At 56.8% G+C, this 23,726-nt stretch carries 27 protein-coding genes; 7 read left to right on the forward strand and 20 right to left on the reverse strand.

Annotated features, from left to right (window positions below):
* Window positions 1-69: 69 nt before the first annotated feature.
* A complete protein-coding gene (locus tag AC2FH9_RS15185) occupies window positions 70-1,113 on the reverse strand; it encodes a heme-binding protein (protein ID WP_142639991.1) in 1,044 nt (347 codons plus the stop codon).
* A 210-nt stretch (window positions 1,114-1,323) separates the two neighbouring features.
* On the opposite strand from AC2FH9_RS15185, the gene nth reads away from it, so the two are divergent.
* Window positions 1,324-1,968 carry an endonuclease III gene (gene nth, locus AC2FH9_RS15190; RefSeq protein ID WP_271952085.1) on the forward strand — a complete coding sequence of 215 codons (645 nt, stop codon included), beginning with the start codon at window positions 1,324-1,326 and terminating at the stop codon, window positions 1,966-1,968.
* The gene (locus AC2FH9_RS15195) at window positions 1,965-2,954 is read left to right on the forward strand and encodes an adenosine kinase (protein WP_496709465.1); all 990 of its coding nucleotides are present in this window, start codon (window positions 1,965-1,967) and stop codon (window positions 2,952-2,954) included. Before nth ends, AC2FH9_RS15195 begins: the two co-directional genes overlap by 4 nt.
* A gap of 49 nt (window positions 2,955-3,003) precedes the next feature.
* Here AC2FH9_RS15195 and trhA read toward each other — a convergent pair whose 3' ends face one another.
* Both trhA and AC2FH9_RS15205 read right to left on the reverse strand, forming a co-directional pair.
* Window positions 3,004-3,657 carry a PAQR family membrane homeostasis protein TrhA gene (trhA, locus tag AC2FH9_RS15200; RefSeq protein WP_496872086.1) on the reverse strand — a complete coding sequence of 218 codons (654 nt, stop codon included), beginning with the start codon at window positions 3,655-3,657 and terminating at the stop codon, window positions 3,004-3,006.
* A 1-nt stretch (window position 3,658) separates the two neighbouring features.
* Window positions 3,659-4,144: an RNA pyrophosphohydrolase gene (locus AC2FH9_RS15205; protein ID WP_496872087.1), complete on the reverse strand. Its 486-nt coding sequence runs from the start codon at window positions 4,142-4,144 to the stop codon at window positions 3,659-3,661.
* 138 nt (window positions 4,145-4,282) lie between these two features.
* Between AC2FH9_RS15205 and AC2FH9_RS15210 the strand changes: the two genes are divergently transcribed.
* Complete coding sequence (locus AC2FH9_RS15210) at window positions 4,283-6,310, forward strand: FAD-dependent oxidoreductase (RefSeq protein WP_496872088.1); 2,028 nt, start codon at window positions 4,283-4,285, stop codon at window positions 6,308-6,310.
* 51 nt (window positions 6,311-6,361) lie between these two features.
* Here the strand turns inward: AC2FH9_RS15210 and AC2FH9_RS15215 are convergent, their stop codons facing one another.
* Window positions 6,362-6,970, reverse strand: a complete 609-nt coding sequence (locus tag AC2FH9_RS15215) for a LysE family translocator (RefSeq protein WP_496697784.1) — start codon at window positions 6,968-6,970, stop codon at window positions 6,362-6,364.
* A 127-nt stretch (window positions 6,971-7,097) separates the two neighbouring features.
* On the reverse strand, window positions 7,098-7,538 hold the full coding sequence (locus AC2FH9_RS15220) for a DUF4399 domain-containing protein (protein WP_281973795.1): 441 nt from the start codon (window positions 7,536-7,538) through the stop codon (window positions 7,098-7,100).
* Between the two features lie 228 nt (window positions 7,539-7,766).
* Here AC2FH9_RS15220 and AC2FH9_RS15225 point away from each other — a divergent pair, with 228 nt between their 5' ends.
* Entirely contained in the window at window positions 7,767-8,672 is a 906-nt protein-coding gene (locus AC2FH9_RS15225; RefSeq protein WP_142639975.1) for a LysR family transcriptional regulator, read from the forward strand.
* 57 nt (window positions 8,673-8,729) lie between these two features.
* Here AC2FH9_RS15225 and AC2FH9_RS15230 read toward each other — a convergent pair whose 3' ends face one another.
* Window positions 8,730-9,647 (reverse strand): hydrogen peroxide-inducible genes activator, encoded by a 918-nt coding sequence (locus tag AC2FH9_RS15230; protein WP_496697788.1) that lies wholly within the window; start codon window positions 9,645-9,647, stop codon window positions 8,730-8,732.
* A gap of 97 nt (window positions 9,648-9,744) precedes the next feature.
* On the opposite strand from AC2FH9_RS15230, the gene AC2FH9_RS15235 reads away from it, so the two are divergent.
* A complete protein-coding gene (locus tag AC2FH9_RS15235; protein WP_496872089.1) occupies window positions 9,745-10,707 on the forward strand; it encodes a sodium-dependent bicarbonate transport family permease in 963 nt (320 codons plus the stop codon).
* A 3-nt stretch (window positions 10,708-10,710) separates the two neighbouring features.
* Here AC2FH9_RS15235 and AC2FH9_RS15240 read toward each other — a convergent pair whose 3' ends face one another.
* The 4 genes from AC2FH9_RS15240 to AC2FH9_RS15255 are packed head-to-tail and all read right to left on the reverse strand — an operon-like array spanning window position 10,711 to window position 13,626.
* Entirely contained in the window at window positions 10,711-11,613 is a 903-nt protein-coding gene (locus AC2FH9_RS15240) for an OmpA family protein (protein WP_496872090.1), read from the reverse strand.
* Window positions 11,610-12,182 carry a peroxidase-related enzyme gene (locus AC2FH9_RS15245; RefSeq protein ID WP_496694607.1) on the reverse strand — a complete coding sequence of 191 codons (573 nt, stop codon included), beginning with the start codon at window positions 12,180-12,182 and terminating at the stop codon, window positions 11,610-11,612. Before AC2FH9_RS15245 ends, AC2FH9_RS15240 begins: the two co-directional genes overlap by 4 nt.
* Complete coding sequence (locus tag AC2FH9_RS15250; RefSeq protein WP_496872091.1) at window positions 12,179-12,907, reverse strand: GNAT family N-acetyltransferase; 729 nt, start codon at window positions 12,905-12,907, stop codon at window positions 12,179-12,181. Before AC2FH9_RS15250 ends, AC2FH9_RS15245 begins: the two co-directional genes overlap by 4 nt.
* Window positions 12,904-13,626, reverse strand: a complete 723-nt coding sequence (locus AC2FH9_RS15255) for a competence/damage-inducible protein A (protein ID WP_496709460.1) — start codon at window positions 13,624-13,626, stop codon at window positions 12,904-12,906. Before AC2FH9_RS15255 ends, AC2FH9_RS15250 begins: the two co-directional genes overlap by 4 nt.
* 49 nt (window positions 13,627-13,675) lie before the next feature.
* Between AC2FH9_RS15255 and sfsA the strand changes: the two genes are divergently transcribed.
* Window positions 13,676-14,392 carry a DNA/RNA nuclease SfsA gene (sfsA, locus tag AC2FH9_RS15260; protein ID WP_496872092.1) on the forward strand — a complete coding sequence of 239 codons (717 nt, stop codon included), beginning with the start codon at window positions 13,676-13,678 and terminating at the stop codon, window positions 14,390-14,392.
* On the opposite strand, the gene AC2FH9_RS15265 is transcribed toward sfsA, so the two are convergent.
* From AC2FH9_RS15265 to AC2FH9_RS15280, 4 genes are all read right to left on the reverse strand, one after another.
* Entirely contained in the window at window positions 14,317-14,619 is a 303-nt protein-coding gene (locus tag AC2FH9_RS15265) for a GFA family protein (RefSeq protein WP_496697802.1), read from the reverse strand. The two genes, sfsA and AC2FH9_RS15265, sit on opposite strands and share 76 nt — an antisense overlap.
* Before the next feature lie 64 nt (window positions 14,620-14,683).
* Window positions 14,684-15,220 (reverse strand): GNAT family N-acetyltransferase, encoded by a 537-nt coding sequence (locus AC2FH9_RS15270; RefSeq protein ID WP_496872093.1) that lies wholly within the window; start codon window positions 15,218-15,220, stop codon window positions 14,684-14,686.
* A complete protein-coding gene (locus tag AC2FH9_RS15275) occupies window positions 15,165-15,623 on the reverse strand; it encodes a DUF6632 domain-containing protein (RefSeq protein ID WP_496872095.1) in 459 nt (152 codons plus the stop codon). The genes AC2FH9_RS15270 and AC2FH9_RS15275 overlap by 56 nt, the downstream gene beginning before the upstream one ends.
* Window positions 15,620-16,180: a carboxymuconolactone decarboxylase family protein gene (locus AC2FH9_RS15280; protein WP_496702550.1), complete on the reverse strand. Its 561-nt coding sequence runs from the start codon at window positions 16,178-16,180 to the stop codon at window positions 15,620-15,622. The genes AC2FH9_RS15275 and AC2FH9_RS15280 overlap by 4 nt, the downstream gene beginning before the upstream one ends.
* Window positions 16,181-16,325: 145 nt before the next feature.
* Between AC2FH9_RS15280 and AC2FH9_RS15285 the strand changes: the two genes are divergently transcribed.
* The gene (locus tag AC2FH9_RS15285; protein WP_496872097.1) at window positions 16,326-17,027 is read left to right on the forward strand and encodes a winged helix-turn-helix transcriptional regulator; all 702 of its coding nucleotides are present in this window, start codon (window positions 16,326-16,328) and stop codon (window positions 17,025-17,027) included.
* On the opposite strand, the gene AC2FH9_RS15290 is transcribed toward AC2FH9_RS15285, so the two are convergent.
* From AC2FH9_RS15290 to AC2FH9_RS15315, 6 genes are all read right to left on the reverse strand, one after another.
* Window positions 17,024-18,031, reverse strand: a complete 1,008-nt coding sequence (locus tag AC2FH9_RS15290; RefSeq protein ID WP_496872098.1) for an NAD(P)H-dependent flavin oxidoreductase — start codon at window positions 18,029-18,031, stop codon at window positions 17,024-17,026. The genes AC2FH9_RS15285 and AC2FH9_RS15290 overlap by 4 nt on opposite strands.
* A gap of 12 nt (window positions 18,032-18,043) precedes the next feature.
* Window positions 18,044-19,279, reverse strand: coding sequence for an NAD(P)-binding domain-containing protein (locus tag AC2FH9_RS15295; RefSeq protein ID WP_496872099.1), 1,236 nt, complete (start codon window positions 19,277-19,279; stop codon window positions 18,044-18,046).
* A 27-nt stretch (window positions 19,280-19,306) separates the two neighbouring features.
* Complete coding sequence (locus AC2FH9_RS15300) at window positions 19,307-19,873, reverse strand: OsmC family protein (protein ID WP_496692757.1); 567 nt, start codon at window positions 19,871-19,873, stop codon at window positions 19,307-19,309.
* An 882-nt stretch (window positions 19,874-20,755) separates the two neighbouring features.
* Window positions 20,756-21,673 (reverse strand): tetratricopeptide repeat protein, encoded by a 918-nt coding sequence (locus AC2FH9_RS15305; protein ID WP_496872101.1) that lies wholly within the window; start codon window positions 21,671-21,673, stop codon window positions 20,756-20,758.
* Between the two features lie 264 nt (window positions 21,674-21,937).
* The gene (locus AC2FH9_RS15310) at window positions 21,938-22,708 is read right to left on the reverse strand and encodes a 3-methyl-2-oxobutanoate hydroxymethyltransferase (protein ID WP_496750457.1); all 771 of its coding nucleotides are present in this window, start codon (window positions 22,706-22,708) and stop codon (window positions 21,938-21,940) included.
* A 10-nt stretch (window positions 22,709-22,718) separates the two neighbouring features.
* Window positions 22,719-23,705, reverse strand: coding sequence for a sterol desaturase family protein (locus AC2FH9_RS15315; RefSeq protein ID WP_496872102.1), 987 nt, complete (start codon window positions 23,703-23,705; stop codon window positions 22,719-22,721).
* Window positions 23,706-23,726 lie beyond the last annotated feature (21 nt).

Below are 23,726 nucleotides of genomic sequence, written 5' to 3' on the forward strand. Positions count from 1 at the left end.
TCCTTCGATAGACAGAAGATGGCCTGTTACCGACCAGAGTGCGACCCGATTCTTGCGCTATCTGCGCCCTCAGACCTGCGGGATAACGGTATAGGGTGCCGCCTCTTCCGGGGGTGCAACCTTTTCCATGACGTTGATGCTGACATGCGGCCAGCGGATCAGACCGGGTTTCCCGTCAAAGCGTGGGAAGAAATCCAGACCGACATTCTGCAGATACATCATCAGCAGCTTGGGTTCACCGCCAATTCCCGGCTCGTCCAGTTCCATGATCCAAAAGATCGAATCCATCACCGCCGCGTTGGCTTGTTTGACAACAAACGGAATGTTGACGATCCCGGCATCCTCAAGCGCGGTGTTGAACGGCAATATCGTGGTTTTTTTCACATTGTTCGGTATTCCAGCTGCCAGCAACAGATGCGGGTGCACAGGATCGAAGCCTGGGAACCCCGGGGCGGTCACAACGCCGTTGAACGGATTATCGTGATAATGTTTGTAGGGCGAAAGATATCCGCTGTTCAGGTCCTTTGTGGCCCCTTCGGGCAGCCCGTCGACCACCGGAATCGTTGGCGGTCCATCGATCTCGCTCGCTTCTCCAAGACCTAACAGCGAGTCGCCATGTGGCACCGTTCCCAAACGTGCAACGTTCAGATTGTTTGTGGTCAGATTGGTCATATGCAGGAACAGACCGGGCTCGTGATGGATGGCCAGATCGGCAGGTCCCGCCAGTCCGCTGTCGGGGCGATCTTCAGCCGAGAGCTGCGCGATGGACTGCTGATAATCCAGCGTGACCACAAACTGATCGGTGTTAATGGTCGGGTCTCCTGAGGCCGGGTTCGGACGCTCAATCCCGCGGTTTGGTACCGCTTTGTCAACGGTCGTGAATTGAAGCGTTTCCTCGAATTGATTAACCAGCAGACGATAGTTGAGACGGCTGCCAGGCTCGGTCGCAAACGGAAGCGCGATCATGTTCCAGCCACGTCCGCGCGTGCTGTCGCCGTTCTTCCAAACTCCGGGCAGTAATTTCAGGGGGCCGAGGTCTTCGTCGCCTTGATGGGCCAGCTCAACAGACCGATAACGGGACTGCAGTTTTGCGGCAAGATCTGGGTTCGCCATGGATCAACCTTTCAATAATTAAATAAAATATCCGCCAATGCGGGAAAAATGCGCTGAAATAAGAATTGGCTGCGCATCGCGAGAATAACACGAATCAGGCTTACCCTACGTAATCCAAAACCCACAGCTATCCGCTAAGCAGATTCTTGCTTGTGTGGTTACCCGAGCCATCGGCTTGCCCTGCGCCGCAATACGTGCATACGTCGCCGCATGGCCAAGCAACTTGATTACCACACTATCCGAGAGATTTTTACCCGCTTTCAGCAGGCTGACCCGGAACCTGAGGGTGAGCTAGAGCATGTGAATGTCTATACTCTGGTCGTAGCGGTGGCGCTGTCTGCACAGGCCACCGATGTCGGCGTCAACAAGGCTACGCGCGCCCTTTTCAAAACCGCCGACACCCCGCAAAAGATGCTGGACCTGGGCGAGGATGGCCTAATCGAGCATATCAAAACCATCGGTCTATTCCGCCAAAAGGCAAAGAACGTTATCAAGCTCAGCCGTATTCTGGTCGAAGAGTATGACGGCGAAGTTCCCAATTCCCGCGCCGCGTTGCAATCGCTGCCGGGCGTCGGGCGTAAGACCGCCAATGTGGTGTTGAACATGTGGTGGCGCTATCCGGCGCAGGCCGTGGATACGCATATTTTTCGTGTCGGAAACCGAACAGGCATCTGCCCGGGAAAACATGTGGATGCGGTTGAACGCGCAATCGAAGATAACATCCCGACCGATTTCCAACTGCACGCACATCACTGGCTTATCTTGCATGGCCGGTATCACTGCAAAGCACGCAAACCTATGTGCGGAACCTGTATCATCCGCGATCTCTGCCAATTCGAGGACAAGAACCTATGAAAACCTACCAGCTCACCGGTATTGGAAACGCCGTTGTGGACGTGATCTCTCAGGCCGATGACAGTTTTCTGGAACTGATGGGCATCGAGAAGGGCATCATGCAGCTGATAGAACAGGAGCGGGGTGAACTTCTTTACGCCGCTATGGAAGGCCGCGTGCAAACGCCGGGCGGATCCGTTGCGAACACGATTGCCGGTGCCGGCGCACTGGGCCTGAGCGCAGCCTTTATCGGACGCGTACATGATGATGCGTTGGGACGATTCTACGCAGAGGCAATGCACGAGGACGGTGTGGATTTCGTGAACCCGCCCGTACCGGGTGGAGAGCTTCCGACTTCGCGCTCGATGATTTTTGTCTCACCCGACGGCGAACGGTCGATGAACACCTATCTGGGGATTTCCTCGGAGCTTTCCTCGGCGGATGTGTCAGCCGAGGTCGCGGGTAACAGCCAGATCATGTTCCTTGAAGGCTATTTGTTCGACAAGGAAAAAGGCAAAGCTGCGTTCCTTCAGGCCGCACGGGATTGCCACAAGGGCGGCGGCAAGGCCGGGATCGCCATTTCTGACCCGTTCTGCGTTGAACGGCACCGGGTCGATTTCCTGCTGCTGATCGAAAATGAACTGGATTTTGTGATCGGCAACGAGGCCGAGATCAAATCCCTGTTCGAAACCGACGATCTTGAGGATGCACTGGCGAAAACCGCCGATATCTGCCCTCTGGTGGTCTGCACCCGGTCAGGCGACGGGGTAACTGTGCTTAATGAAGGTCAGCGCTTTGACATTCCGGTGGAAAAAATCGTTCCCGTCGACGCCACCGGCGCAGGCGACCAATTCGCGGCCGGGTTCCTGTTTGGCATGGCCACCGGGCGCGACTATGAGACCTGCGCCAAGATGGGCAATGTCTGCGCCCGTGAGGTGATCAGCCATATCGGCCCGCGCCCCAAGGCGGACATGATCGATTTGCTCAAGCAGGGCGGCTTGCTCTAATCGGATCAGGACTGGCCTATAGTTTGTGGGAGGGGCAGAGCCCCTCCCCTCACGGGTATCCCTGCACGAACAGGGCGATCCAGATGCCTACAAACATGAATATGCCGCCAAGATTGACCCAAGCGTGCCAAATCGCATAGCGGAAAGGCAGTGTCTTGCGGGAATAAAAGACCGTGCCGATCACATAGCTTGCCGCCCCGGCCAGAATGCACCACAGGACTGAAACGGGGACATCTTTCAGATCGGGTATGGCGCACAGCCCCAGCGCGCCCAGACCCAGATAGGATGCTGTTGACCATCGGGACTTGACCGTCTTGTTGGCGATCTTGTTCCAGATGGCCACCACAGTCAGCCCCCAGCACAACCAGAGCAAAGTCATGGTCCAGCCGGTACCGGCCAGCAGGAAAAAGGGTGTGAAGGTGCCGCAGATACTGGAATAGATTGCGGCATGGTCTATGCGTCGCAGCAGCTGCCGACGCTGGTGCCAGCGGGAAAAGTGATAAAAACACGAGGCCAGATTAGAGCCCAACGCACAGGCTACATAAACCAGAACCGCAAGAATAAGCCCGCTGTCGAGCATCAGGTACGATTTGCGGATCAGCGCTCCGCCAGCGGTCAAAATCAACGCCAGACCGATAAGATGCACGACCAGATCGGCGTGGCGGTGGCATGGGTCCGGACTGGGATAGGTCTGTGGGATCATGTCAGTTCAGGTGATCCGAAAACGCTGCAACCACGTGTTCATACACGTCGCGTTTGAACGGCACGATTTCGGCAACCAGCTGTTCCGGTTCCTGCCATTTCCAGCGGGTGAATTCGGGATGCTCAGTCTGAATGTCGATCTGATCGTCGCGGCCAGAGAACCGCATCAGATACCATTTCTGCTCTTGACCCCGATACCGACCTTTCCAGATCTTCGGCACGATGTCATGCGGCAGATCATAGGGCAACCACCCCTCGGTCTCGGCGATGATCTCGACCAGATCTGCCGTGACGCCGGTTTCTTCCCACAGCTCGCGCAGCGCCGCATCGCGCGGGTCTTCACCCTGGTCCACACCACCCTGAGGCATCTGCCAGGCGTCCTTGTGGCGGTCGTTGCGCTGGCCGACGAATATCTTACCCTCGGCATTCATCAACATCAGCCCGACGCAGGGGCGGTAGGGCAGTTTAGCAATCTCTTCGGGGGTCATACGCGGCCTCGTGAACATGCTTTGGAGCGTCTGTAACAAGCAGCGGGCCCAAGGCAAAGGGTATGACGTTAGGTTTCGCGTGACAAAGATGACGCGAAGGTCAATCTGGCAGCCAAATTCTATAAGGGAGAGTTCTGGATGACTGCATACCCAAACATGCTGGCCCCGCTGGATCTGGGCTTTACCACGCTGAAGAACCGCGTGCTGATGGGCTCGATGCATACCGGGCTTGAGGAGACCGGCGATTGGAATCGGGTGGCCGAGTTCTATGCCGACCGCGCGCGCGGTGGCGTGGCGCTGATGGTGACTGGTGGAATCGGACCAAATCTTGAAGGTTCGGTACTGCCGGGGGCATCAATGATGACCAACGACAAAGAAGTGGCAAACCACTCCATCGTCACCCAACGGGTGCATGAGGCCGGTGGCAAGATCGCGATGCAGATCCTGCATGCGGGGCGCTATGCCTATGGGCCGAAATGTGTCGCACCCAGCCCTGTGAAATCTCCGATCTCTCCGTTCCCGCCGACCGAACTGGACGAAGAGGGTATCGAGAAACAGATCAGCGATATCGTGAACGCCGCGGTCCTGGCCCAGAAAGCGGGCTATGACGGGGTCGAGATAATGGGGTCCGAAGGGTATTTCCTCAACCAGTTTCTGGTGACTCACACCAACAAGCGCGAGGACCGTTGGGGTGGCTCTTACGAGAACCGGATGCGCTTGCCGATCGAAGTTGTCCGCCGCACGCGCGAGGCCGTCGGCACGGAATTCATCATCATCTACCGCTTGTCGATGATTGACCTGGTTCCCAACGGATCTACTCATGATGAGGTTGTGGAACTGGCGCAGCGGATCGAACAGGCCGGCGCCACGATCATCAACACCGGCATCGGCTGGCACGAGGCGCGGATTCCCACCATTGCCACCAGCGTTCCGCGCGCGGCCTTTGCTTGGGTGACCAAAAAGCTGATGGGCAAGGTCTCGATCCCGGTCATCACGTCGAACCGGATTAACACGCCGGAGGTCGCCGAAGAAGTTCTTGCCACGGGGTGCGCCGACATGGTTTCGCTGGCCCGCCCGATGCTGGCAGATGCGGATTTCGTCAACAAAGCCATCGCTGCTGAGGCGGCGACGATTGCACCCTGCATCGCTTGCAACCAGGCCTGTCTGGATCACACATTCCAGGGCAAACTGACCTCGTGCCTGGTAAACCCGCGCGCTTGTCACGAAACCGAATTGGTGATCACACAGGCCGACAGCGTCAAGAAAATCGCCATCGTAGGGGCGGGCCCGGCAGGCCTGTCCACCGCATTGACCGCCGCGCAACGCGGCCATGACGTTACCATTTTTGACCGTGCCCGTGAGATCGGCGGTCAGTTGAACATGGCCAAGCAGGTTCCGGGCAAAGAGGAGTTCTGGGGACTGGTCGACTGGTACCGCGCCATGATTGCTGATCTGGGCATCAAGGTCGAGCTTGAGCGTGAAGTGGGCGCCGATGATCTGGCAGGCTATGACGAGGTGGTAATCGCAACCGGCGTCGTCCCGCGTGATCCGAAAATCCCCGGTCAGGACCGCGACAATGTCGTCGACTATATCGACGTCCTGCGCCACAAAACCCCGGTTGGCCAATCGGTTGCCGTGATCGGAGCGGGCGGTATCGGCTTTGACGTGTCCGAATTCCTTCTGGAAGAAGGCCACAGCATCACCACCGACCTGCCCGCCTGGATGAAGGAATGGGGGGTGACCGACCCGGCCGAGCACCGCTCAGGCCTGGCACCTGAAGGGCCACAACCTGCCGCCCCCGCGCGCCAGGTGACTTTGCTGCAGCGCAAGGCGCAAGCCCATGGCAAAGGGTTGGGCAAGACCACCGGCTGGATTCATCGCGCAACGCTGAAGATGAAAAACGTCAATTTCGTCGGTGGCGTGAATTATGAGCGGATCGACGATGACGGGCTGCATGTGAGTTTCGGCGAAGCACGCGAGAACCCGACAGTAATTGCGGTGGATACGATTGTTCTGTGCTCGGGCCAGATCTCGGACCGCAGCCTGGCCGATACGTTGATCGAACGTGGCATCACCCCACATGTGATCGGCGGCGCGGATGTTGCAGCCGAATTGGACGCCAAACGGGCCATCAATCAGGGCACGCGGCTGGCAACCACTTTCTGATATGCCTTGGCCCGGTCCAGAACCGGGCCAATCACTCTGCTGGTACTGGGGTCAGTCGGCCAGCGCCAGCTTTGCACCCAATGCCCCAAAGGCGCCGGCGAAACAGCGCCTGACCCAAGCCATGACAGTGGGCCGCTGGATCACATAGTCGCGTGCCACCGCCGCGAAAGCGCCATAGCCAACAAAGACGACAAAGGTCATGGCCATGAAGGACAAGGCCAACTTGATCAGCTCTGCTTCGGCGGCACCTGTACCGGCAGGAATGAATTGCGGCAGAAAGGCCAGAAAGAACAAAGATAGCTTGGGGTTCAACACATTGATCAAGGTGCCCGTGATTGCAATCTTCACATACCCTTTTGCGGGTTTCTGGCTCTGTACATCCAATGCTCCGCCTTGCCGGACGATCCCCCAGGCCATGTAAAACAGATACAGCACCCCAAGGTATTTTAGCACCAGAAAGGCCAGCGCGCTGGTATGCAGCAGGGCCGCAAGACCGACGATACTGGCCAGCGCAGCAGGTATGATCCCTATGGTACAGCCAATCGCCGCCGCAAAACTGGCCCAAAAGCCGCGCCCCAACCCAACCGCAAGCGTATAGATCACGCCGGTGCCCGGTAAAAGCACAACGATCAGAGACGTCAGTAGAAACTCTGTCGACATCCTAGCCCTCCCTTTCCTAGCACGCAGAATTTCCGGTTCGAAAAGAAAAGTAAACGCCATACATCACTGTGGCCCGGCGACATTCCTGAAAGCCCACCGGATACCAACGGCAGACATCTCTTATCGCTTATTCAACGGTTATCGTAATCACCTCGGACACGATGGGCGTGGAATGCGGCACATGACCTGCATCGCCCAGAACCAGCTGAAGCGTATGTTCGCCTGCAGCCATTTCCAGCGTCACCTCGGTCTGACCGCCGCCAAAATGGATATGATTGTCATCCGCGGGCAGACCATAAGACAACTCATCCGCACCGTCCTCTCCCTGCCCCAAAGGCGGTCGGTCGATCAGCAGATGATGATGCCCGGTGTTTTCCTTTTCAGTACCCGCCGGCGCGACCCCCATGCCGCTGAGGCCAAAGACCACGGTGACCGGAGATTGGACAACGTCGCCGTCAGACAATTTCACAAAATAGACCTGCGCTTCGGGGTTTGATGGTGTTTCACCCCCGGCCAGAGCAAATGTCGCCGACAGGCAGGTTGCGGCAATAGCTAAAACAGCTTTCATAATCTTCTCCGTTGTCACAAATTTGCCATCCTCATGGTAGCATGTTTCGGCCCGAAATCGAGGATACCCGTTGTCAAAAGGCTTGTGGCCCATATGGAAACCACTGTTTCAGAGTTTCCCAAGCGCAAACGATCCGATTCAAATCCCTGATATTATCCCATGTCCGCCCTGTTTCCGCCCAGATTTGACGTAAAGATCAGCTAAAGAACCTACACCTGGGGAACAAGAATGGACCGACTGACCGAAATGGAAGCCTTCGCCAACGTGGTGGACCAAGGCGGTTTCACCGACGCGGCCAAGAAAATGGGCATCTCAAAATCGGCTGTGTCCAAGCACGTTTCCAGCCTGGAAGCACGCCTGGGCGCAAGACTGCTGAACCGCACGACGCGCCGCGTGTCACCAACCGAAATCGGGCTGGCCTATTATGACCGGGCCCGCCGCGTTCTGAATGACGCGGGCGAGGCTGATGCGCTGGTCACCTCGATGCAATCTGCCCCCTCTGGTCTGCTGCGGATCAGTGTGGCGACAGATTTCGGCGTGAATCACCTGTCTCCGGTTCTGTCGGGATTTCTAGCTGCCTATCCCGACATCACGGTGAATATGGTGCTGAACAATCGCTATGTTGAGCTGATCTCGGAAGGGTTCGACGTTGCCGTGCGGATTGGTGAGCTGGAAGACAGCACATTGCGCGCCCGCAAGCTGACCGAAACCGTCAAGCGGATGGTCGCCGCGCCCACCTATATCGAGAAATTCGGGCGTCCGCAAAAGATCGACGACCTGAACGAACACAAGCTGTTACATTATTCCAGCCAGTCTTCGGGCAATGTGTGGAAACTGACCGCACCTTCGGGTGAAAAACGTCAGGTCCGCACCGCCGGGTGGCTCAGCGTGAATGATGGGCAATCCTTGTTGAACGCTGCGGTCTCGGGGCTTGGGATCGCGCATCTGCCCAGCTATCTCTATTCCGACGCGCTGAAGTCGGGCGAAGTTGTCGACGCAATGCCGTCGCTGCCCGATGAAGTGCAAGGCGTTTATGCCGTCTACCCGCCCGGTCGCTTTACGCAGCCCAAGGTGCGGGCATTCATTGATTTCCTCGTCGATGCCTTCAACGAAAAAGGTCCGATGGACTGGTAATTCTAATTTCTCCCGGTGGAAACTGAACGGCCCGCACATGTTGTGTGGGCCATTTTTTTAGTCGCTGATCACGGCCAGCCCCATACTCTGCGCGACCGTACGCAAGGATTGGATCAGGATATTCTGTCCGGGCAGATCAGCTTCTTTTCTGCGGGAAAGAAGCGCGATATCGCGGTTGGCATTTGCGATTGTCAGCGGGCGCAGACGGACCTCATCGCGGTAAATGCCCTGACGCCTTGCATAGAGGTCCGGCAATACTGCGACCCCAACCCCCGAAGCCGCCATCAGCACGATGGAATCAAGCGTGGTGCCCTCGTATTCATCCGACACCACCCCGCCGCATTCCGCCGCAAGCGCATAGACGATCCGGGACAGACGGTGGCTTTGGTCCAGGGTCAGGATCAGCCGGTCTCGCAAATCCTGGGCGGTGACACCTTGCGTATCACCCGCCAGCACATCATCTACAGCGACCCCGATCCACAGGGATTCGTTGAACAGGCGCTGCTGGATTGTGTTCGGATGGTCCTCGGGCGTGGACAGGATCAGATCGAACCGACCGGATTTCAGCCCTTGTTCCAGATCACGGGTGTTTTCCTCGCGCACGACAACGCGCAGACCGGGGCGATCCTGATGGACCTTTTTGATGACCTGAGGCAGCAGATACGGCCCGATTGAGGGCAACACGCCCAGCCTTAACCGTCCCGAAACCGGTGTCTCGCTGCTCATCGCGTGGCGCAGATCCCGGACATCGGCAAGGATCTTCTGGGCGCGTTCGATGAACTCTTGGCCTTTGGCCGTGACCTGAACACCGCCCCGGTTGCGATCAAAGATGCGCAGGCCAAGCTCTTGTTCTACAGACGCAATTTGTGCCGAGAGGCTAGGCTGGCTGACATTCAGAACCTCGGCCGCCAATCCAAACCGGCCCAGTCGGCTAACCGTAACGATATATTCCAGCTGTCTTAATGTTGGGCGCATTTCATAGCTTCTAACTATCCTAAATTTAGAAAGATAGTATTGGGATAACAAAAATAGGCAAGGCACTTAGCCCGCACTACCGGGACAGGAGCCAAAAATGCCCAGCGTGATCGAAACCCTTTCCAGCAACCTGCTGGTGCCGACCATCCTATTCTTCGTCCTCGGGCTGCTCGCGGCTTTTGCCCGCAGCGATCTGTCGATCCCCGGTGGGGCAGCCAAGTTCATGTCGCTGTATCTGCTGCTGGCCATCGGCTTCAAAGGCGGCAGCAGCCTGGCCGAGCATGGCATCCACATGGATCTGTTCCTGACTTTGCTAGGCGGTGTGGCGTTATCTTTTGTCATCCCCTTAGTGGCATTCGGCCTGCTCCGGGTCATGACGCGGCTGGACGCGTTGAATGCGGCGGCTGTTGCCGGGCATTATGGATCAATCTCAATCGTGACCTTCGTCACCGCAACCAGCCTGCTGGATCTGGTGGGTCTTGATCATGACGGCTTCATGGTTGCTGTCGCCGCCGCGATGGAGGTTCCAGCCATCCTGTCGGCCCTGTGGCTGGCGCATAAAACCAGCAGCAATGGCGTCAAGGACAAGGGGCTGTGGCGCGATCTGTTGGCAAACGGGTCGATTGTCCTGTTGACCGGGGCCTTTCTAATTGGCGCTGTTACGGGTGGCGAAGGGATGCAGATGATTGCGCCGTTCATCGTCACACCCTTCACCGGCATCCTGTGCCTTTTCCTGCTGGATATGGGCATTTCCGCAGGGCGCAGCCTGATCAATAATCGCGATAAACTCTCGCTGGGTCTGTTTGCCTTTGGTATGCTGATGCCCCTGATCGGCGCTGCGATGGCTTGGGCGGTCGGGGCGGTGATCGGCCTACCTGACGGCAGCCTGTTCCTGTTCATGGTCCTGTCCGCATCGGCCTCGTATATCGCTGTGCCCGCGGCGATGAAGATCGCGCTGCCAAAGGCCGAGGCCGGGATCTATCTGACCCTGTCGCTGGGCGTGTCCTTCCCGTTCAACATCACGATCGGGCTGCCGCTGTACCTGTGGTGGGTGATGTAGGGATCAGTTGATCAGCAGAACCGCCTCGACCCGGCGGTTCAGTTCGCGACCTTCGGGCGTTGCATTCGAGGTGATCGGGGCCAGATAGCCGATCCCCCGCGCCTCGACCCGATCGGCGGCCACGCCGTATTTCTCGATCAGCCGGGCGCGCACGGTTTGCGCCCGGCCCGTGCTGACCGAAATATTGGCCTCGAGTGCGCCGGTATCATCCGTGTGCCCGACCAGAGCCAGCCGCGTTCCGGGATTGTCCGACAAATACTGCGCAACCTTGTTCAGAGAGCCGAAAGGCCCCTCACCCAGGGTTATTTCGCCCGTGCGGAAATGCAGATCGCCCAGAATCACGTGGCCCTCTTGCGCAAGCTCTGCCAACAGCCCCTGCGCCTGATCGACCTCTTCTTCGATCACCAGCGGAGGCGCGGCCTCGGCCCCCTCAGGTGACACGCGGATCATCTGCACATAGCCATCGGGCGGGTTTCGGCTGACCAAAAGGCTCAGGACTTCGTCGCCCTTGGCAGCGGACAAAAAGCGATAGTCCTGGATGGCCACATACATGTCAGGCGTCGGGACAACCTCGGTTCCAAAGCGAAAATCGAAGCCACCGCAACTGCGGGCGTCGCAGTCAAAGAGAACCTCATACCCCTGGGCTTTGATCTGTTCCCGCAACGGGGCGAGCAGCTGCAAAGTGGTGCTGGACCCGGCCTGCAGCCGCCAGGTATAGCGCTCGACCCGCCCTTCGACCCGGCGCGCTGGGACTGCTCCGTCGACGTAGGGGCCGGTGGGCAGGTCATAGCTGTCGAGCGGGCTTGTGCGGTCGCTGACCAGACGCGCGCCCGAAGGCAGCGTCAGCTCTTGGCCGACAACGGGCGACGCAATGAGCAACAGGAATATGGCGAGGCGGCGGATCATCGGGATTGGGCGTGATACTCGGGGTTGGGGGCCATCGCGGTCGCGCTTGCAACACGGTTCGACATGTTGAAAAAGCCGGTCACATTGGCAATGTCCCAGATATCGCGGTCGCTAAACCCGGCATCGCGCAAAGCCTGTCGGTCGGGCTCTTCGATCTTGGTGCTTTCGGTGGTCATTTTAGCCGCGAAATCCAGCATGGCACGCTGCCGCTGATCCAAAGGCGCAACCCGGTAGTTCATGATCAACATTTCACCCAGCTGCGGATCACCGGACAACTGCCTGACAGCCGCACCATGTGCGACAAGGCAATAGAAACACTTGTTTATTGCCGACACGACCACCGCGATCATCTCACGCTCGAGCTTGGACAGCCCGCTATCGGCCAGCATCAGATCGTTATACATCGCGGTGAACGCGTTCAGCTTGTCGATATCAAAGGCATAGGCCCGCAGGACATTGGGCACAAACCCCAGCTTTTCGACGCAAATGTCGAAGTATTTCTGCGTCTCGGGCGGCAGCGGATCAGCCATCGGAAGGTTCAGCGCGGTGGGCAGGGCAAGATCGGTCACTTTGGGTTCTCTCCTTCAACCAGCTGACGGTAATGGTATTCTCCGGCAAGCTCCATCCCAAGCGCGCGATAAAGGCCATTGGCCCCCGCATTCGCCTTGGTGCAAATCACGCTGAGCGTCCCGGCGCCCTGATCCTGTGCCCAGAGCGCAGCCGCGCGCATCGCCCATTGGCCCAGGCCCTGACGGCGATGAGCGGGCAAAATCTCAAGTGCGTGGACCATGGCCACGTCCCCGTGCATCGCAACAAACCCGGTACCAGCAGGTTGGTCATTATGGCGAAGCAGCAGGCCGGTCTTTGGACCCGGGGCTCGCTCCATCACGGCCAGCCGCTCTGGTCCAATCCCGCCCTCGGCCCAGATCTCACGCATGATTGCCAGCGGCTCCCATATCGAGAACACCGTTACGCGGGGGAGCGGAAGATCAGTCAGATGCTCAACCGGGCAGGTGTAAATATTGACCGGATCCAACACGGAATAGCCCCGGCCTTCAAGCTGCGCATCCAGCGCCTCGTCCCCTGGCCACAGGCAAAAGATGCGCTTTTGCCCCAGTGCCTGCATCGCGACCTCGGCCGCCGCGATATCGTCATCCAAGACCGGCCCCAGCGCATTGGCTGCACTCACCCGCGATCCGCCGCCCAGACCCTGACGCACCCAAAACGGCCCCTTCCTGTCGCGATGCGCAGATGGCCAAGTGCCATCGACGACATCAGGCCAGACAACGCTCACAGACCAAGCTCTTTCGCCAACCGAGTTGAGGCTGCATCAATCTGGGCGCCCTCGGTTCCGCGGATGACAACATTGGCACCAAACACACCATTGATCTGAAACGGATAACACCCGATGGACAGATCCTGAAAATCCGCTGCGAGTGCCGCAAGGGGGGCTGCGATATCGCCTTCGCCGCGATCCACCCGCAAGGTTTGGGACAGCAGAGGAACACCGCCGGTCAGACCCGGCAATACACTCGCCACCATCGCCTGAAAGACCGAGGGCACCCCAGCCATCACATGAACATTGCCGATGGTAAAGCCTGGCGCAGTCGACACCGGATTGTCGATCAGCGTGGCACCATCGGGGATGCGCGCCATGCGCAAACGGGCAGCGTTCAGTTCCAGCCCGGATTTCTCGTAATGCGCTTCAAGCAAAGCGCGAGCATCGTCGCGGATGTCGATATGCGCGCCAAAGGCACGGGCGATGCAATCGGCGGTGATATCATCATGGGTCGGTCCAATCCCACCGCTGGTGAAGACATGATCAAAATTTGCCGACAACGCCTGAACGGCGGCTTCGATTGCAGCGGCGTCATCGCTGACCACACGGACCTCTTTCAGGTCGATCCCCTGCTTGGTCAGCTCCTGCGCGAGATAATGCATGTTTGCGTCGCGGGTGCGACCCGACAGGATTTCATCCCCGATCACCAGCATGGCTGCGGTTGGATTTTGCATGGCCTGCGCCCCCTTGATCGACCCTTTCCGCAGGTATAGGCCCTGAAGCATGCGATTTGAAACCCCTCTTGTCCCCGCCCACCTGATCCGCCGCTATAAACGCTTTCTAGCCGATTGCAGGCTTGAGGACGGGCGCGAGGTGACAGCGCATTGCGCCAATCCCGGCTCGATGATGGGACTGGCCGAACCGGGCGAGAAAATATGGTTGGAGCCCAATGACGACCCGAAGAAAAAGCTGAAATATGGCTGGCGGCTGGTCGATCACGAAAACGGGCATTTCACCGGCGTGGATACATCCGTCCCGAACCGGGCGTTGCGCGCGGCATTGATCGCGCGGGAGATCCCCGAACTGGCAATGTATGAAACTGTACGCCCCGAGGTGAAATACGGCGAGAACAGCCGCGTTGATTTCCTGCTGACCCAGCCGGGCCTTCAGGACGTTTATGTCGAGGTCAAATGCGTGACCCTGTCTCGCGAACCTGGTCTGGCCGAATTCCCCGACAGCGTCACAGCGCGCGGAACCAAACATCTAGGGGAACTGACAGCTATGGTGGACGAGGGGCATCGCGCAATCCTGCTGTATCTGGTCCAGCGCACCGATTGTGAGCGAATTGCATTGGCCGCAGATATCGACCCGACCTATGCAGCGGCGTTCGAGGCGGCCCAAGCTAGGGGTGTCGAGAAACTGGTCTACGGCACACGGATATCGCCTGAAGGGGTTTGGGTAAACGTGACCGAAAGCCAATCGTTCATGCAGAAGCGTTGAAAAGGCCCTTTGATCCCATCCTGTGAATTCGACCTTCTAGCAACGTGGGATTCTCTGCGTGAGCAAGAAAACCGGGGCGCTGGCCCTCCCTGATCTGAACACCCATTGTCTGCCGTAAGAAGTGGGATTGCGGCGAATGCGCTGCCTGTTTGCCGCTGGCACATCCGGCAATGACAACAATGTACGATCATTGGGTCAGCAGTCACGACCAGGCAGATATCTTCCATGAGTATCTGAGGAATGCTTCATTACACGCAGTGCTTTTATAATCAGTCCCCAACCTTGATCCAGTCATTGTGGGTCGAGTTGCAGGACCATGAAGGTTAGCCAATCCGCCATTTCCTCGCTGACATCATAATAGGGTTTGATCGGCTTAAAACCGAGCTTTTGATACAATCCTCGTGCCTCGATTTGTTCTGGGCCGGTATCAAGATACATTCTCGAGCACCCAAATTCGCGGGCACGGTGGGTAAGATGCGTTGCAAGAGCCTGACCTACGCCTTGCCCGTGAAATTTCGGAACGACGAACATGCGCTTCATTTCGCAATATTCTGTATCGAGTGCGCGCAGTCCGACACACCCAACGAATTCCTTATCAATGGTTGCGATTAACAGCGTTCCTGTGGGCGCTCCATATATGCAACGCAGGTCTGAGAGCTCTCGTTCAAATTCAACCGGGTCGAAATAGCGAGCGACAAGATCGCGATAGGCGTGATGGCGCACGAACAACCAATCAACCAAGGCGCGCATCATGTTTTGTATGGCGGCGATTTCAGCGGGTGTCTGGGCGGTCTTGACGACCACGCGCTGCAGAGCTGCGGTTTTCATTGGGTGTTCCTTCGCTGGTTCTGGGTGTCTCTGATCGGCGTGGCGACAGATACCAAAGCACCGCAGCCATAATGATCAGGGCTGGGATATCGCCCACCAAATGACCGATCTCCATATGGTCCCGGCTGACTTGAGCGGCCATAATCGCTGCGTGGACGATACTGGACCAAATGGTAAAACTGATCAGGCTCTTGTGGTTCTGCGGGGCTGAGGATGCCCCGATCAGGAACCATCCCAGAACCGCGTAAATACCGCAGATCATCTGGAAATAGTGCTGACCTCCGCCACCATGCCAGACCCACCCCGAAGGCCAGATAACGGCCAGTGGATAGATCAGAAAACAGATGGTCCCAAACAGGGCCAAGGCGATCTTTAATCCCTTTGCGCGGCTTTCGGGGCTCATGCTGCGTCTGCCTTAGGAGTCCATGCATAGGGCGCAAATTCCGCGTCTAGCGGCAGGTCCAGTAAGTTGGCTGTCATGTTGCTTAGCGTCTTGTTTGCAACGCCTATGATTACCTCCAGCGCCTGCTCTGGGTGATAACCTGCCGCTAAAAATCCCGCGTATTCTTCGGTGCAGTCACGACCACGGTCTGTTGTGAGTTTCCGGGCAAACCGTGCCAGAGCACCAAGACGATCGTCTTCAGGGTCGCGCCCCGCACGCATCGCTTGAACATGGCTGTCACTCAGTTTGGCATCAGCAGCAAAAGCTGTGTGACCTGCGACGCAGTAGCGGCACTTGTTGGCCACGCTAACCGCAAGTTGGATCACTTCGCGTTCGGCGGGCGACAGGCTGCTGTTCCCAAAGGCGCCGGTCAGCCCGGCAAACCCGGTCATCGCATCAGGAAGACCGCCATAGACGGCATAAACGTTAGGAACAAAGCCACGTGCCTGCGTGATCGCGTTGAATATCGGACGTGATTGTGGGGCAGCTGTCTGGGGCGTGTGTATGGATAGGGTCATAAGCACTCTCTGTTTTGCAGATCCGCAGTTGGGCTGCTTGATGTCATGAGATCTATCTGACGGCGTCCCTACGCGATGCTTTACAGATTGGAGCAAAGCACTATACCGATTGGAGTGCCTTACTACACTTTCTGGAGTAACTTTGATGTCGCACAGCTATGGCCAATGGTGCCCCATCGCCAAATCAACTGAAATCTTGGGCGAAAAATGGACCATGCTGATTGTACGCGAACTGTTGATGGGCAGCACACGTTTTTCAGAGCTCCAGCGTGGGTTGGGCGCGATCTCTCCCACGCTTTTGACGCGCAGATTGGTCACGCTCGAGGAGTATGACCTTGTCTATAAGCGTCGTATTCAAGGCGGTCGAGGGCACGAATACCTACCAACCGCAAGCTGCCGGCAGCTGCAGCCAATCCTACTGGCACTTGGAAGTTGGGGCATGGAATGGTCAAAGGCGTTTATGAGCGACGCGGATTACGACGTCGAGCTTTTGATGCTTTATCTTCAACGAAGTATTGTTCCCGAGAACCTGCCCGGCAGCAGAACGGTCGTATTGTTCCAGTTTACGGATTTCGCTGAGCAACCGAAATGGTGGATCACAGTTGAAGGTGGCAATGTTGATGTCTGCACAACCGACCCCGGTCTGGACGTGGACGTATTCATCACAACCAAGGTGCGCGCGATGGCGGATGCATGGTTGGGTCACACGACCTATAAGGCTGCCAAAGCCTCTGGCGCGATGGAGATCATCGGACCGGCGGCTCTGACACGTAATATATCAAGCTGGCTTTCCGATTGCGTTTTTGCAAGCTTGCCGAATGCCGAAGAGATTTTGGCAACACGTTAGGACAATCTTAGCGCAGCGCCGGCCTGTGCCATAATACTGTCGATAATCGTTCCAGCGGGTTCAGTGCTGTTCACCAGGCCAACGCTTTGACCTGCCCACATCGATAACGCCTCAATCTCACCGGTCATCGAATGATGGGGTGTCGTGGATTGATAGGCCTTGATTGGGGCGATGCCACGCATTGCAACCGTTTCACCGGACCGATGGCGTGTATTATTGCCGGGACGACCTTCTGCAAGCCAACGATCCGCTACCGCGTTACGCAGCACACGATGAGCGGCATTTGACCAGCCAACATTGTACAGATCGGTCTCGTAGAGTGTGTCTGAATGCTGGGCTGCAATAAGTTGCGCGATGTATTCCGAATGCGCCGCACTTTCTGCGGTTGCCAGAAAACGAGTTCCCATGACAACGCCGCTGGCCCCCAAACAGAGGACCGCAGCCAACCCGCGCCCGTCCGAGATACCTCCGGCCGCCAGAACTGGCACCGATCCTGCCACATCCACGACGGCCGGGATCAGCGGCAGGGTCGCAACGGTCCCACGAACATGCCCTCCTGCTTCCCAACCCTGTGCGACCAATACATCAACGCCCGCATCAACGGCGCATTTAGCCTCATTCGCAGACGAGACGGTTTGGATTACCAATGCCTCGCTGGCATGCACTTGTTTTACGAAGGGCGCTGCATCCCCCCAGAAGAAATGCACAGCATGAGGGCGATGCGATAGGCAAAGCTCTAATCGGGCTTCTTGCGGCATGTCAAGGCAAAGGTTTACGGCAAATGGCGCACCGGTCTTTGCCCGCAGGTTTGTAAGTTCAGCCTCAATAGTCTCTCTGCTGCTCCACGAGAAGGGCATGATCGGATAGCCGCCTGCATTGCCAACAGCAGCAGCCAAGTCGCTTTCCACGGCGCCGGCCATGGGGGCCAGCGCGATAGGGTGATCAACCGCAACCAGATCTGTAAACGCCGTCGAAATTGCGCGGGTTTTGATCGCCTTGCTCATGATTGAACTCCTTCAAGCCGCGTGGCGGTTTCGATTGGCAATAAGGTGATCGGAAACGGCCTGCGCATCACCGCCCACGCCATCAATCAGCGCCGACTTCCGACGCCGCATGAAGGGCAATCCCAGGACGTATAGACCGGGTGCAACGATGCCCTGATCGTGGACCAAAATGCTTTTCCGGTCGAACACAGGAAGCTTCAGCCAACTGAATTCGGGGGAATAACCCGTTGCCCAGATGATGGTGCAGATCGCTCCGTTTCTCAGATTGGACATGAGGTGTGGCGGGTTGGACAATAACGTCGGGGGCAACAGCTGCGCCTCGGGAAGGCCTGTAATGTTCACGCGTTCGGCCCAGTCGTCGAAATGCTTAAGAAGGCGGCCGATCTTCAAGTCCGACATGGCACAGTGATTGGCAACTGAGCCGGAAAACTGCGCCATACCGTTTTGAATGCCGACCAGTCGACCCGTTACTGCAACCCCCATCGCCTGAAGCGTATTCAGGTCAATGGAGCCTATTCCAGAATCACCCATCAGTTGGAACGAGGGCAAGCGGCGGGCGCGTTCGATATCGTCCACATCCTTGACGCGGACGTCCAGAATGCCGCTACGATCCATCCACCATTGAATATCCCGCCCACGATAACGCCGCGGCGCACGGATATGCTCCCCAACGGCAAGGGTCACAGCATGCCCCGCTTTGCAGAGTTCAGCGGCAATCTGCACGCCGCTGGCTGACCCTCCAACCACCAGCACACCGCCCTTTGCAACTTGATCAGGCGATTTATACGTTCCGAGCGACAGCTGCGTGACGCCTTCCGGAACAGCGCCCGCCAACTGAGGCAGTTTAGGCCGTGCGCAAGCCCCACTGGCGACAACGACATGGTCGCAGATCCAATCGCCCTTGTTGGTGCGAACCAGATAGTTGTTCCCGTGAGAGGTCACAGAATGAACAGCTGTGTGCTCTTCGACCGGGGCATCGATCGCATGGGCATAGTCACGCAGATAACCAGTGATCTGGGGCATGTTCATATACCCGTCCGGATCAGGTCCTTTATACCTATACCCCGGCAACCTTGACTGCCAATTTGGAGTAAGCAGCCGCAGGCTGTCCCACCTGTCTTTCATCCAGGACTGCGCCACCTCGCCCCGCTCCACCACAACATGCGCAACGGAACGGTCCGAAAGACACTTGCTCATTGCAAGCCCGGCTTGCCCGGCGCCAATGATGACAGTCGAAATATGTCGCATGACGCTCGCTCCTGTAGCAATCGCGGCCTAGGCGACGACCACATGTACGTTGGTCGGATTGGTCATAAGATCAAAAACAGTGGATCGTTTTTGTGACTGTGCGACCAAAGCGCGAATGTCATCGTCGCTTGCGTCAGCATCGATATCAAAGGTCACACGGACTGCACTGAAGCCGTTGCGAATGTCGGGGTCCATGCCCAATATCCCGCGCATATCCATATCACCCTCGACAACGCATTGTACGTCATGCAGTTGGATGCCCCGATGTTGCGCAACTGCAGCGATGCCACCGGTCAGGCAGCTCGCCAATGCGGACAATGCGATTTCCGGGGGGGTCGGCGCGCTGTCACGAGCAGCGAAAACTTCTGGATGGTCCGAGCAAATTGAAAAAGTTTCTTTGCGTGTGTGTTCTTCACCCAGGCCAAAATAGCCATTGATGGTGTTGCGGCTTTCACTGCCGTCGACCCAGTCGCAAGTGCTGCGGAATGTGAAGGACGCAGCTTTTGGCATCTCGGCAAATGCGCCCCGTGCCCCGATCAGGGCCTCGGTATTTACGCCATTTGAAACGGGCTTGTCTTGGGGTTGCGTGGTCATTGTGTTGTTCCTTTAGAAGTGTGTTGAGCTGTCTGTGCGGCTCGATACGACGACTTCTAGGGAACACGCGCTCTGCGAGATACTTCACGGTCGAAAGCAATCCACTACATATTTGATAGTAAGAAAAAGAAGCTAACGCCGCTAGCATTGCGAAGGATGGATCTGGCGAAATTGGCTATTTGCCTAGGCCGATTTGTTCTGTGCCTTTTTGCCTGTCTTGGTAGGCCGCTCCCCATGTTGTCCGGCAGTACCGTTGAGCGCTTGATGCCAAGCAGGCTTCTTGACAGGGTTCGCACCCGGGCGCCTCGCCTTGGGCTTTTTGGATTTAGGCATTGGGTGTCCTCTCTTGGTTGCAGGCAGGCATATTAGGTTTGCGACCGGATTGATACCACCGAGTTCAGGCTTGGACATGATGTTAGGCAACTGGAATCAAATCAATCCGATCGTACCCTTAAGTAGAAACTCATCAGGGATTGATTTGCCCCAACAACAAAACTGATCCTTTGTGAATGCTGCGCCATGTATCAACGGCGGCAATGGCGGGCTGCACCGCAGCATGACAGGGCCGGATCGAGTGGCTGCTCTAGGCCGTCCTCATCCAAGTAAATGTGACTGAACCCCGAATTTCCTTCTGCCTCCGAGGTCTGGTCCAGCCCTACAAAGTCGAAAGCAATTTCTATACTTAAGTTCAACTGGGCAAACCGGCTGCGCGTAGGCCAGCAGCAAGGTGTTCGAAATCATCTGGTTGCCGCTACATCGTCTGAAACCCATGAGCGAGAGTGGAAACGGTTTCTTCATTCACTCGGATACCTCGGCTCATGAGTTCGTCGCGACGCTCGGCTGTAAAATTCAACGAGGGCTGCTTCGGCCTCTGCCTGACGATCAAGCTTTGCGTAGAAGGCCGCCACGAATGCTGTCACAAGGAATTGAGCCAAGCCTCTCCCATAATCCAATCGATGGCCGGGGGGGGTGCAAAGGATCCAACTGCATTGCCTCAGATACGACGTCACGCGCCTTCTCATGCCTCCCGAGCAAAAGAAAGGCGTATCCGCACCAAGCCATGGACTCTGCCTCGTTTTCGATCAAAGACAGCGTTTTTTCAAACTGGGTCTCAGCCTCTTGCCAAAGGCCTGCGCACAAATAGGCGAAACCGAGTTGGTCCTGGATGTAGACATCCCGGTTGTCCAGTGCCGCCCTCTTTTTTGCAATGTGCAATAGATGGTTGGTCGCTTCGGTAACCGCTAACTCTAGCCAAATATCAATGACATAGGTATCTGAAAGGTACATGAACGATCGCGCGATTCTTGGGTCGAGGGCTACTGCCCGTTCTAGCAGGGCCCGTGCCTTTGCCGTATCTCGGGCATTCAGGCCCTCGCGAAGGGCTTTGCCCTTTAGCATTAGCTCGTAAGCCTTCATTTCATTTTCTGGCTTTCGGGTCGAACGATGGTCAACATCGTGCTGATCCCGCCCGGGGAGGACCGCCACGATGCTTCGTGTCACATCGTCTTGAACCTCCAAAATATCCTCTAATTCACGATCATTTCGATCCGACCACAACTGCAATCCCGAAATTGAGTCGGAGAGCTGCACCGAAACTCTGACCCGGCTCCCTGCTTTTCGTACACTACCTTCGACAAGATAGTCCGCGCCCAAGGTCGCCGCAATTTCAGCTGGATCGGCTTCCTTGCCTCTGAAGCGAAAAGAGGCGTTCCTTGAGACCAACTGAAGCGTGCAAAAGCGCGACAATCCTGTGATGATGTCTTCTGTAATACCATCACTGAAAAAACTGTTCTGGATCATCGCTCAGGTTGTGGAATGGCAAAACGGCGATTGTGGACGAATTGCCATGGCCGCAGATATCGACCCGACCTATGCAACGGCGTTCGAGGCGGCGCAGCTAGGGGTGTCGAGAAACTGGTCTACGGCACGCGGGTTTCGGCTGAGGGGGTCTGGGTGAACTTAGCCGAAAAACTATCGTTCATGCAGAAGCGTTGAAGGGGTAGTTTGAGCCCAAACTTCAAAATGATGCGCGGCAAATGAATGGCCGCTTTGAAGCATTCGAGTTTACGTCTCCAAGACTTTCGCGAGTGTCTCATCGTCAATGTTCACGATTTGGTTGGCGTTAGGAAACCCTCCGTTCGTGACGTCTGCGATATATTCACGGTAGGCGGCGACACGTTCATCTTGCAGCCTGTCCCTCTCCGCGGCGAAGTTACGGTAGGTTTTGGCATGGCGCGGGATATGGCCACGGTTTTCGCCCAACAGATCAGCCGAGAACAGATATTGCACATCACATCCACCGCCCGAACCCAGCGACATCGTGAGCATTGATGTGCGTTTGGTGATCTCGGTTGCAAGACCTGCGGCCACGATCTCCATTTCTACGGCGAACGCACCGGCGTTCTCGAACTCCTGAACTTGCGTCCAGATCATCTTGGCTTGTTCCAGTGTCTTGCCGACAGCTTTTAAGCCGCCTGTCCATGTGGCTTTGGGTGGCACAAGTCCGACGTGGCAAATGACGGGAATACCTTCGCGAACAAGTGCCTCGACTATCCGCGGGCTGTAGCCGCAATAGACCGACTGCGCACCTGCCATCATTGCGTCCATAGCATCGCGCAAAGCCTCTGTCGCATCTGCATGTTTGCCCCATGGCAGGCCAAATTGGAAATGCGTTTCAGGCACAGCTTTGGCGAATTGGGACCGCTCTGACACAAAGGCTGTGCCAATCATGTCCATGCTTGCCTGCGCCGCCGCAATCGCTTCTTCCTCACGGGCAACTTGCACATATGCAATTGTGCGTTTGCCTTTAGCGTCCAGTAGGTCCTTAACCGTCATGCCACCCGTATCATTTGGCCCCGTTTGTAAATTTCTTGCGGCGTTCGCGGATTTTCGCGTCAGATTCGACAGTGCCATCATGGAACGAGCCAAACCACTTGTCCCACGGCAGTTCGAGCGATCCGTAGTTACATTCAAAATAACGGTGGTGCATCTGGTGATGGAACGTCCCCAACTTCAGGCGGTTCTTGTCCTTTACCAGCATGCCTTCAAAGCCCGTATGTGTTGTCGCAGCCGTCAGCGCGTAGTATTGCAGGTGAAACAGGATGTGGAGCGGGTGTGCGGCAACCACAAAATGGATCAACACTGACCCAAGGAAAATCAGGTGTTCGACGGGATGCATCGCCATGCCTGACCATGGGCCGACGTTGATGTTACGGTGGTGCAACGCGTGCACGTGCTTGTACAAGAACGGGATGTGCAGAAACCGGTGAATCCAGTAGAAATAAAAGCTTTCCCAGACCGGTATCAGCAGGAACAGGGCAATGAACCAGATCGGGTGCGCGGCCCATGTCAGCATAGGGGCATAGCCATTGGCCATCGCCCAAAACATCAGCACCTCATAGAATGTCCAAATTGTCACGCCACTGGCGATGGTCCAGAACATGTTGTCGCGGATTTGCCCGCCTAGCGTGAACTGCCGCCCATTTTTCATCAGGGGGCGCGGGTCGTACTTCAGCTTCTGCCCCTGTTTGGTGAAGGTGTAGAAATAAAGATGCAATCCTCCGGCCACGAGAGTCATCAACGCAACATTGCGGATGAACATCTGTGCAACCCACCCGAAGGCAAGCGTTTGCGTTTCTTCTAACGGTGGCTGAAACCAATAGAACGATATGAAGGCGATCGCGACCACGATCAATCGTTCGGTGATGAAGAACCAAGAGTTCCAGAACCACTTCACCATCGCCATTGGGCGCTGCGGCCAACTGAAAAAGGGTGACACTTGAAGCGGCACGTTTGGCGTGTGGTTCCAGCCTTTGAGTGGTGCGTCAGACATCAGTCGCCTCCGATATTAACA

It is taken from the genome of Ruegeria sp. CDSC081, from assembly GCF_059610485.1.

What these genes read in the sequence shown, in the direction of transcription:
- AC2FH9_RS15230 (WP_496697788.1), bottom strand. Translation starts at nt 9,647, where the DNA reads ATGCGCCCAACATTAAGACAGCTGGAATATATCGTTACGGTTAGCCGA.
- AC2FH9_RS15300 (WP_496692757.1), bottom strand. Translation starts at nt 19,873, where the DNA reads ATGACCACGCAACCCCAAGACAAGCCCGTTTCAAATGGCGTAAATACC.
- AC2FH9_RS15210 (WP_496872088.1), top strand. Translation starts at nt 4,283, where the DNA reads ATGACTGCATACCCAAACATGCTGGCCCCGCTGGATCTGGGCTTTACC.
- AC2FH9_RS15315 (WP_496872102.1), bottom strand. Translation starts at nt 23,705, where the DNA reads ATGTCTGACGCACCACTCAAAGGCTGGAACCACACGCCAAACGTGCCG.
- AC2FH9_RS15205 (WP_496872087.1), bottom strand. Translation starts at nt 4,144, where the DNA reads ATGACCCCCGAAGAGATTGCTAAACTGCCCTACCGCCCCTGCGTCGGG.
- AC2FH9_RS15265 (WP_496697802.1), bottom strand. Translation starts at nt 14,619, where the DNA reads ATGGAAGATATCTGCCTGGTCGTGACTGCTGACCCAATGATCGTACAT.
- AC2FH9_RS15195 (WP_496709465.1), top strand. Translation starts at nt 1,965, where the DNA reads ATGAAAACCTACCAGCTCACCGGTATTGGAAACGCCGTTGTGGACGTG.
- AC2FH9_RS15255 (WP_496709460.1), bottom strand. Translation starts at nt 13,626, where the DNA reads ATGCAAAATCCAACCGCAGCCATGCTGGTGATCGGGGATGAAATCCTG.
- AC2FH9_RS15225 (WP_142639975.1), top strand. Translation starts at nt 7,767, where the DNA reads ATGGACCGACTGACCGAAATGGAAGCCTTCGCCAACGTGGTGGACCAA.
- AC2FH9_RS15215 (WP_496697784.1), bottom strand. Translation starts at nt 6,970, where the DNA reads ATGTCGACAGAGTTTCTACTGACGTCTCTGATCGTTGTGCTTTTACCG.
- AC2FH9_RS15280 (WP_496702550.1), bottom strand. Translation starts at nt 16,180, where the DNA reads ATGACCCTATCCATACACACGCCCCAGACAGCTGCCCCACAATCACGT.
- AC2FH9_RS15275 (WP_496872095.1), bottom strand. Translation starts at nt 15,623, where the DNA reads ATGAGCCCCGAAAGCCGCGCAAAGGGATTAAAGATCGCCTTGGCCCTG.
- AC2FH9_RS15305 (WP_496872101.1), bottom strand. Translation starts at nt 21,673, where the DNA reads ATGATCCAGAACAGTTTTTTCAGTGATGGTATTACAGAAGACATCATC.
- sfsA (WP_496872092.1), top strand. Translation starts at nt 13,676, where the DNA reads ATGCGATTTGAAACCCCTCTTGTCCCCGCCCACCTGATCCGCCGCTAT.
- AC2FH9_RS15285 (WP_496872097.1), top strand. Translation starts at nt 16,326, where the DNA reads ATGTCGCACAGCTATGGCCAATGGTGCCCCATCGCCAAATCAACTGAA.
- AC2FH9_RS15295 (WP_496872099.1), bottom strand. Translation starts at nt 19,279, where the DNA reads ATGCGACATATTTCGACTGTCATCATTGGCGCCGGGCAAGCCGGGCTT.
- AC2FH9_RS15270 (WP_496872093.1), bottom strand. Translation starts at nt 15,220, where the DNA reads ATGAAAACCGCAGCTCTGCAGCGCGTGGTCGTCAAGACCGCCCAGACA.
- AC2FH9_RS15185 (WP_142639991.1), bottom strand. Translation starts at nt 1,113, where the DNA reads ATGGCGAACCCAGATCTTGCCGCAAAACTGCAGTCCCGTTATCGGTCT.
- AC2FH9_RS15290 (WP_496872098.1), bottom strand. Translation starts at nt 18,031, where the DNA reads ATGAGCAAGGCGATCAAAACCCGCGCAATTTCGACGGCGTTTACAGAT.
- AC2FH9_RS15235 (WP_496872089.1), top strand. Translation starts at nt 9,745, where the DNA reads ATGCCCAGCGTGATCGAAACCCTTTCCAGCAACCTGCTGGTGCCGACC.
- AC2FH9_RS15220 (WP_281973795.1), bottom strand. Translation starts at nt 7,538, where the DNA reads ATGAAAGCTGTTTTAGCTATTGCCGCAACCTGCCTGTCGGCGACATTT.
- nth (WP_271952085.1), top strand. Translation starts at nt 1,324, where the DNA reads ATGGCCAAGCAACTTGATTACCACACTATCCGAGAGATTTTTACCCGC.
- AC2FH9_RS15310 (WP_496750457.1), bottom strand. Translation starts at nt 22,708, where the DNA reads ATGACGGTTAAGGACCTACTGGACGCTAAAGGCAAACGCACAATTGCA.
- trhA (WP_496872086.1), bottom strand. Translation starts at nt 3,657, where the DNA reads ATGATCCCACAGACCTATCCCAGTCCGGACCCATGCCACCGCCACGCC.
- AC2FH9_RS15240 (WP_496872090.1), bottom strand. Translation starts at nt 11,613, where the DNA reads ATGATCCGCCGCCTCGCCATATTCCTGTTGCTCATTGCGTCGCCCGTT.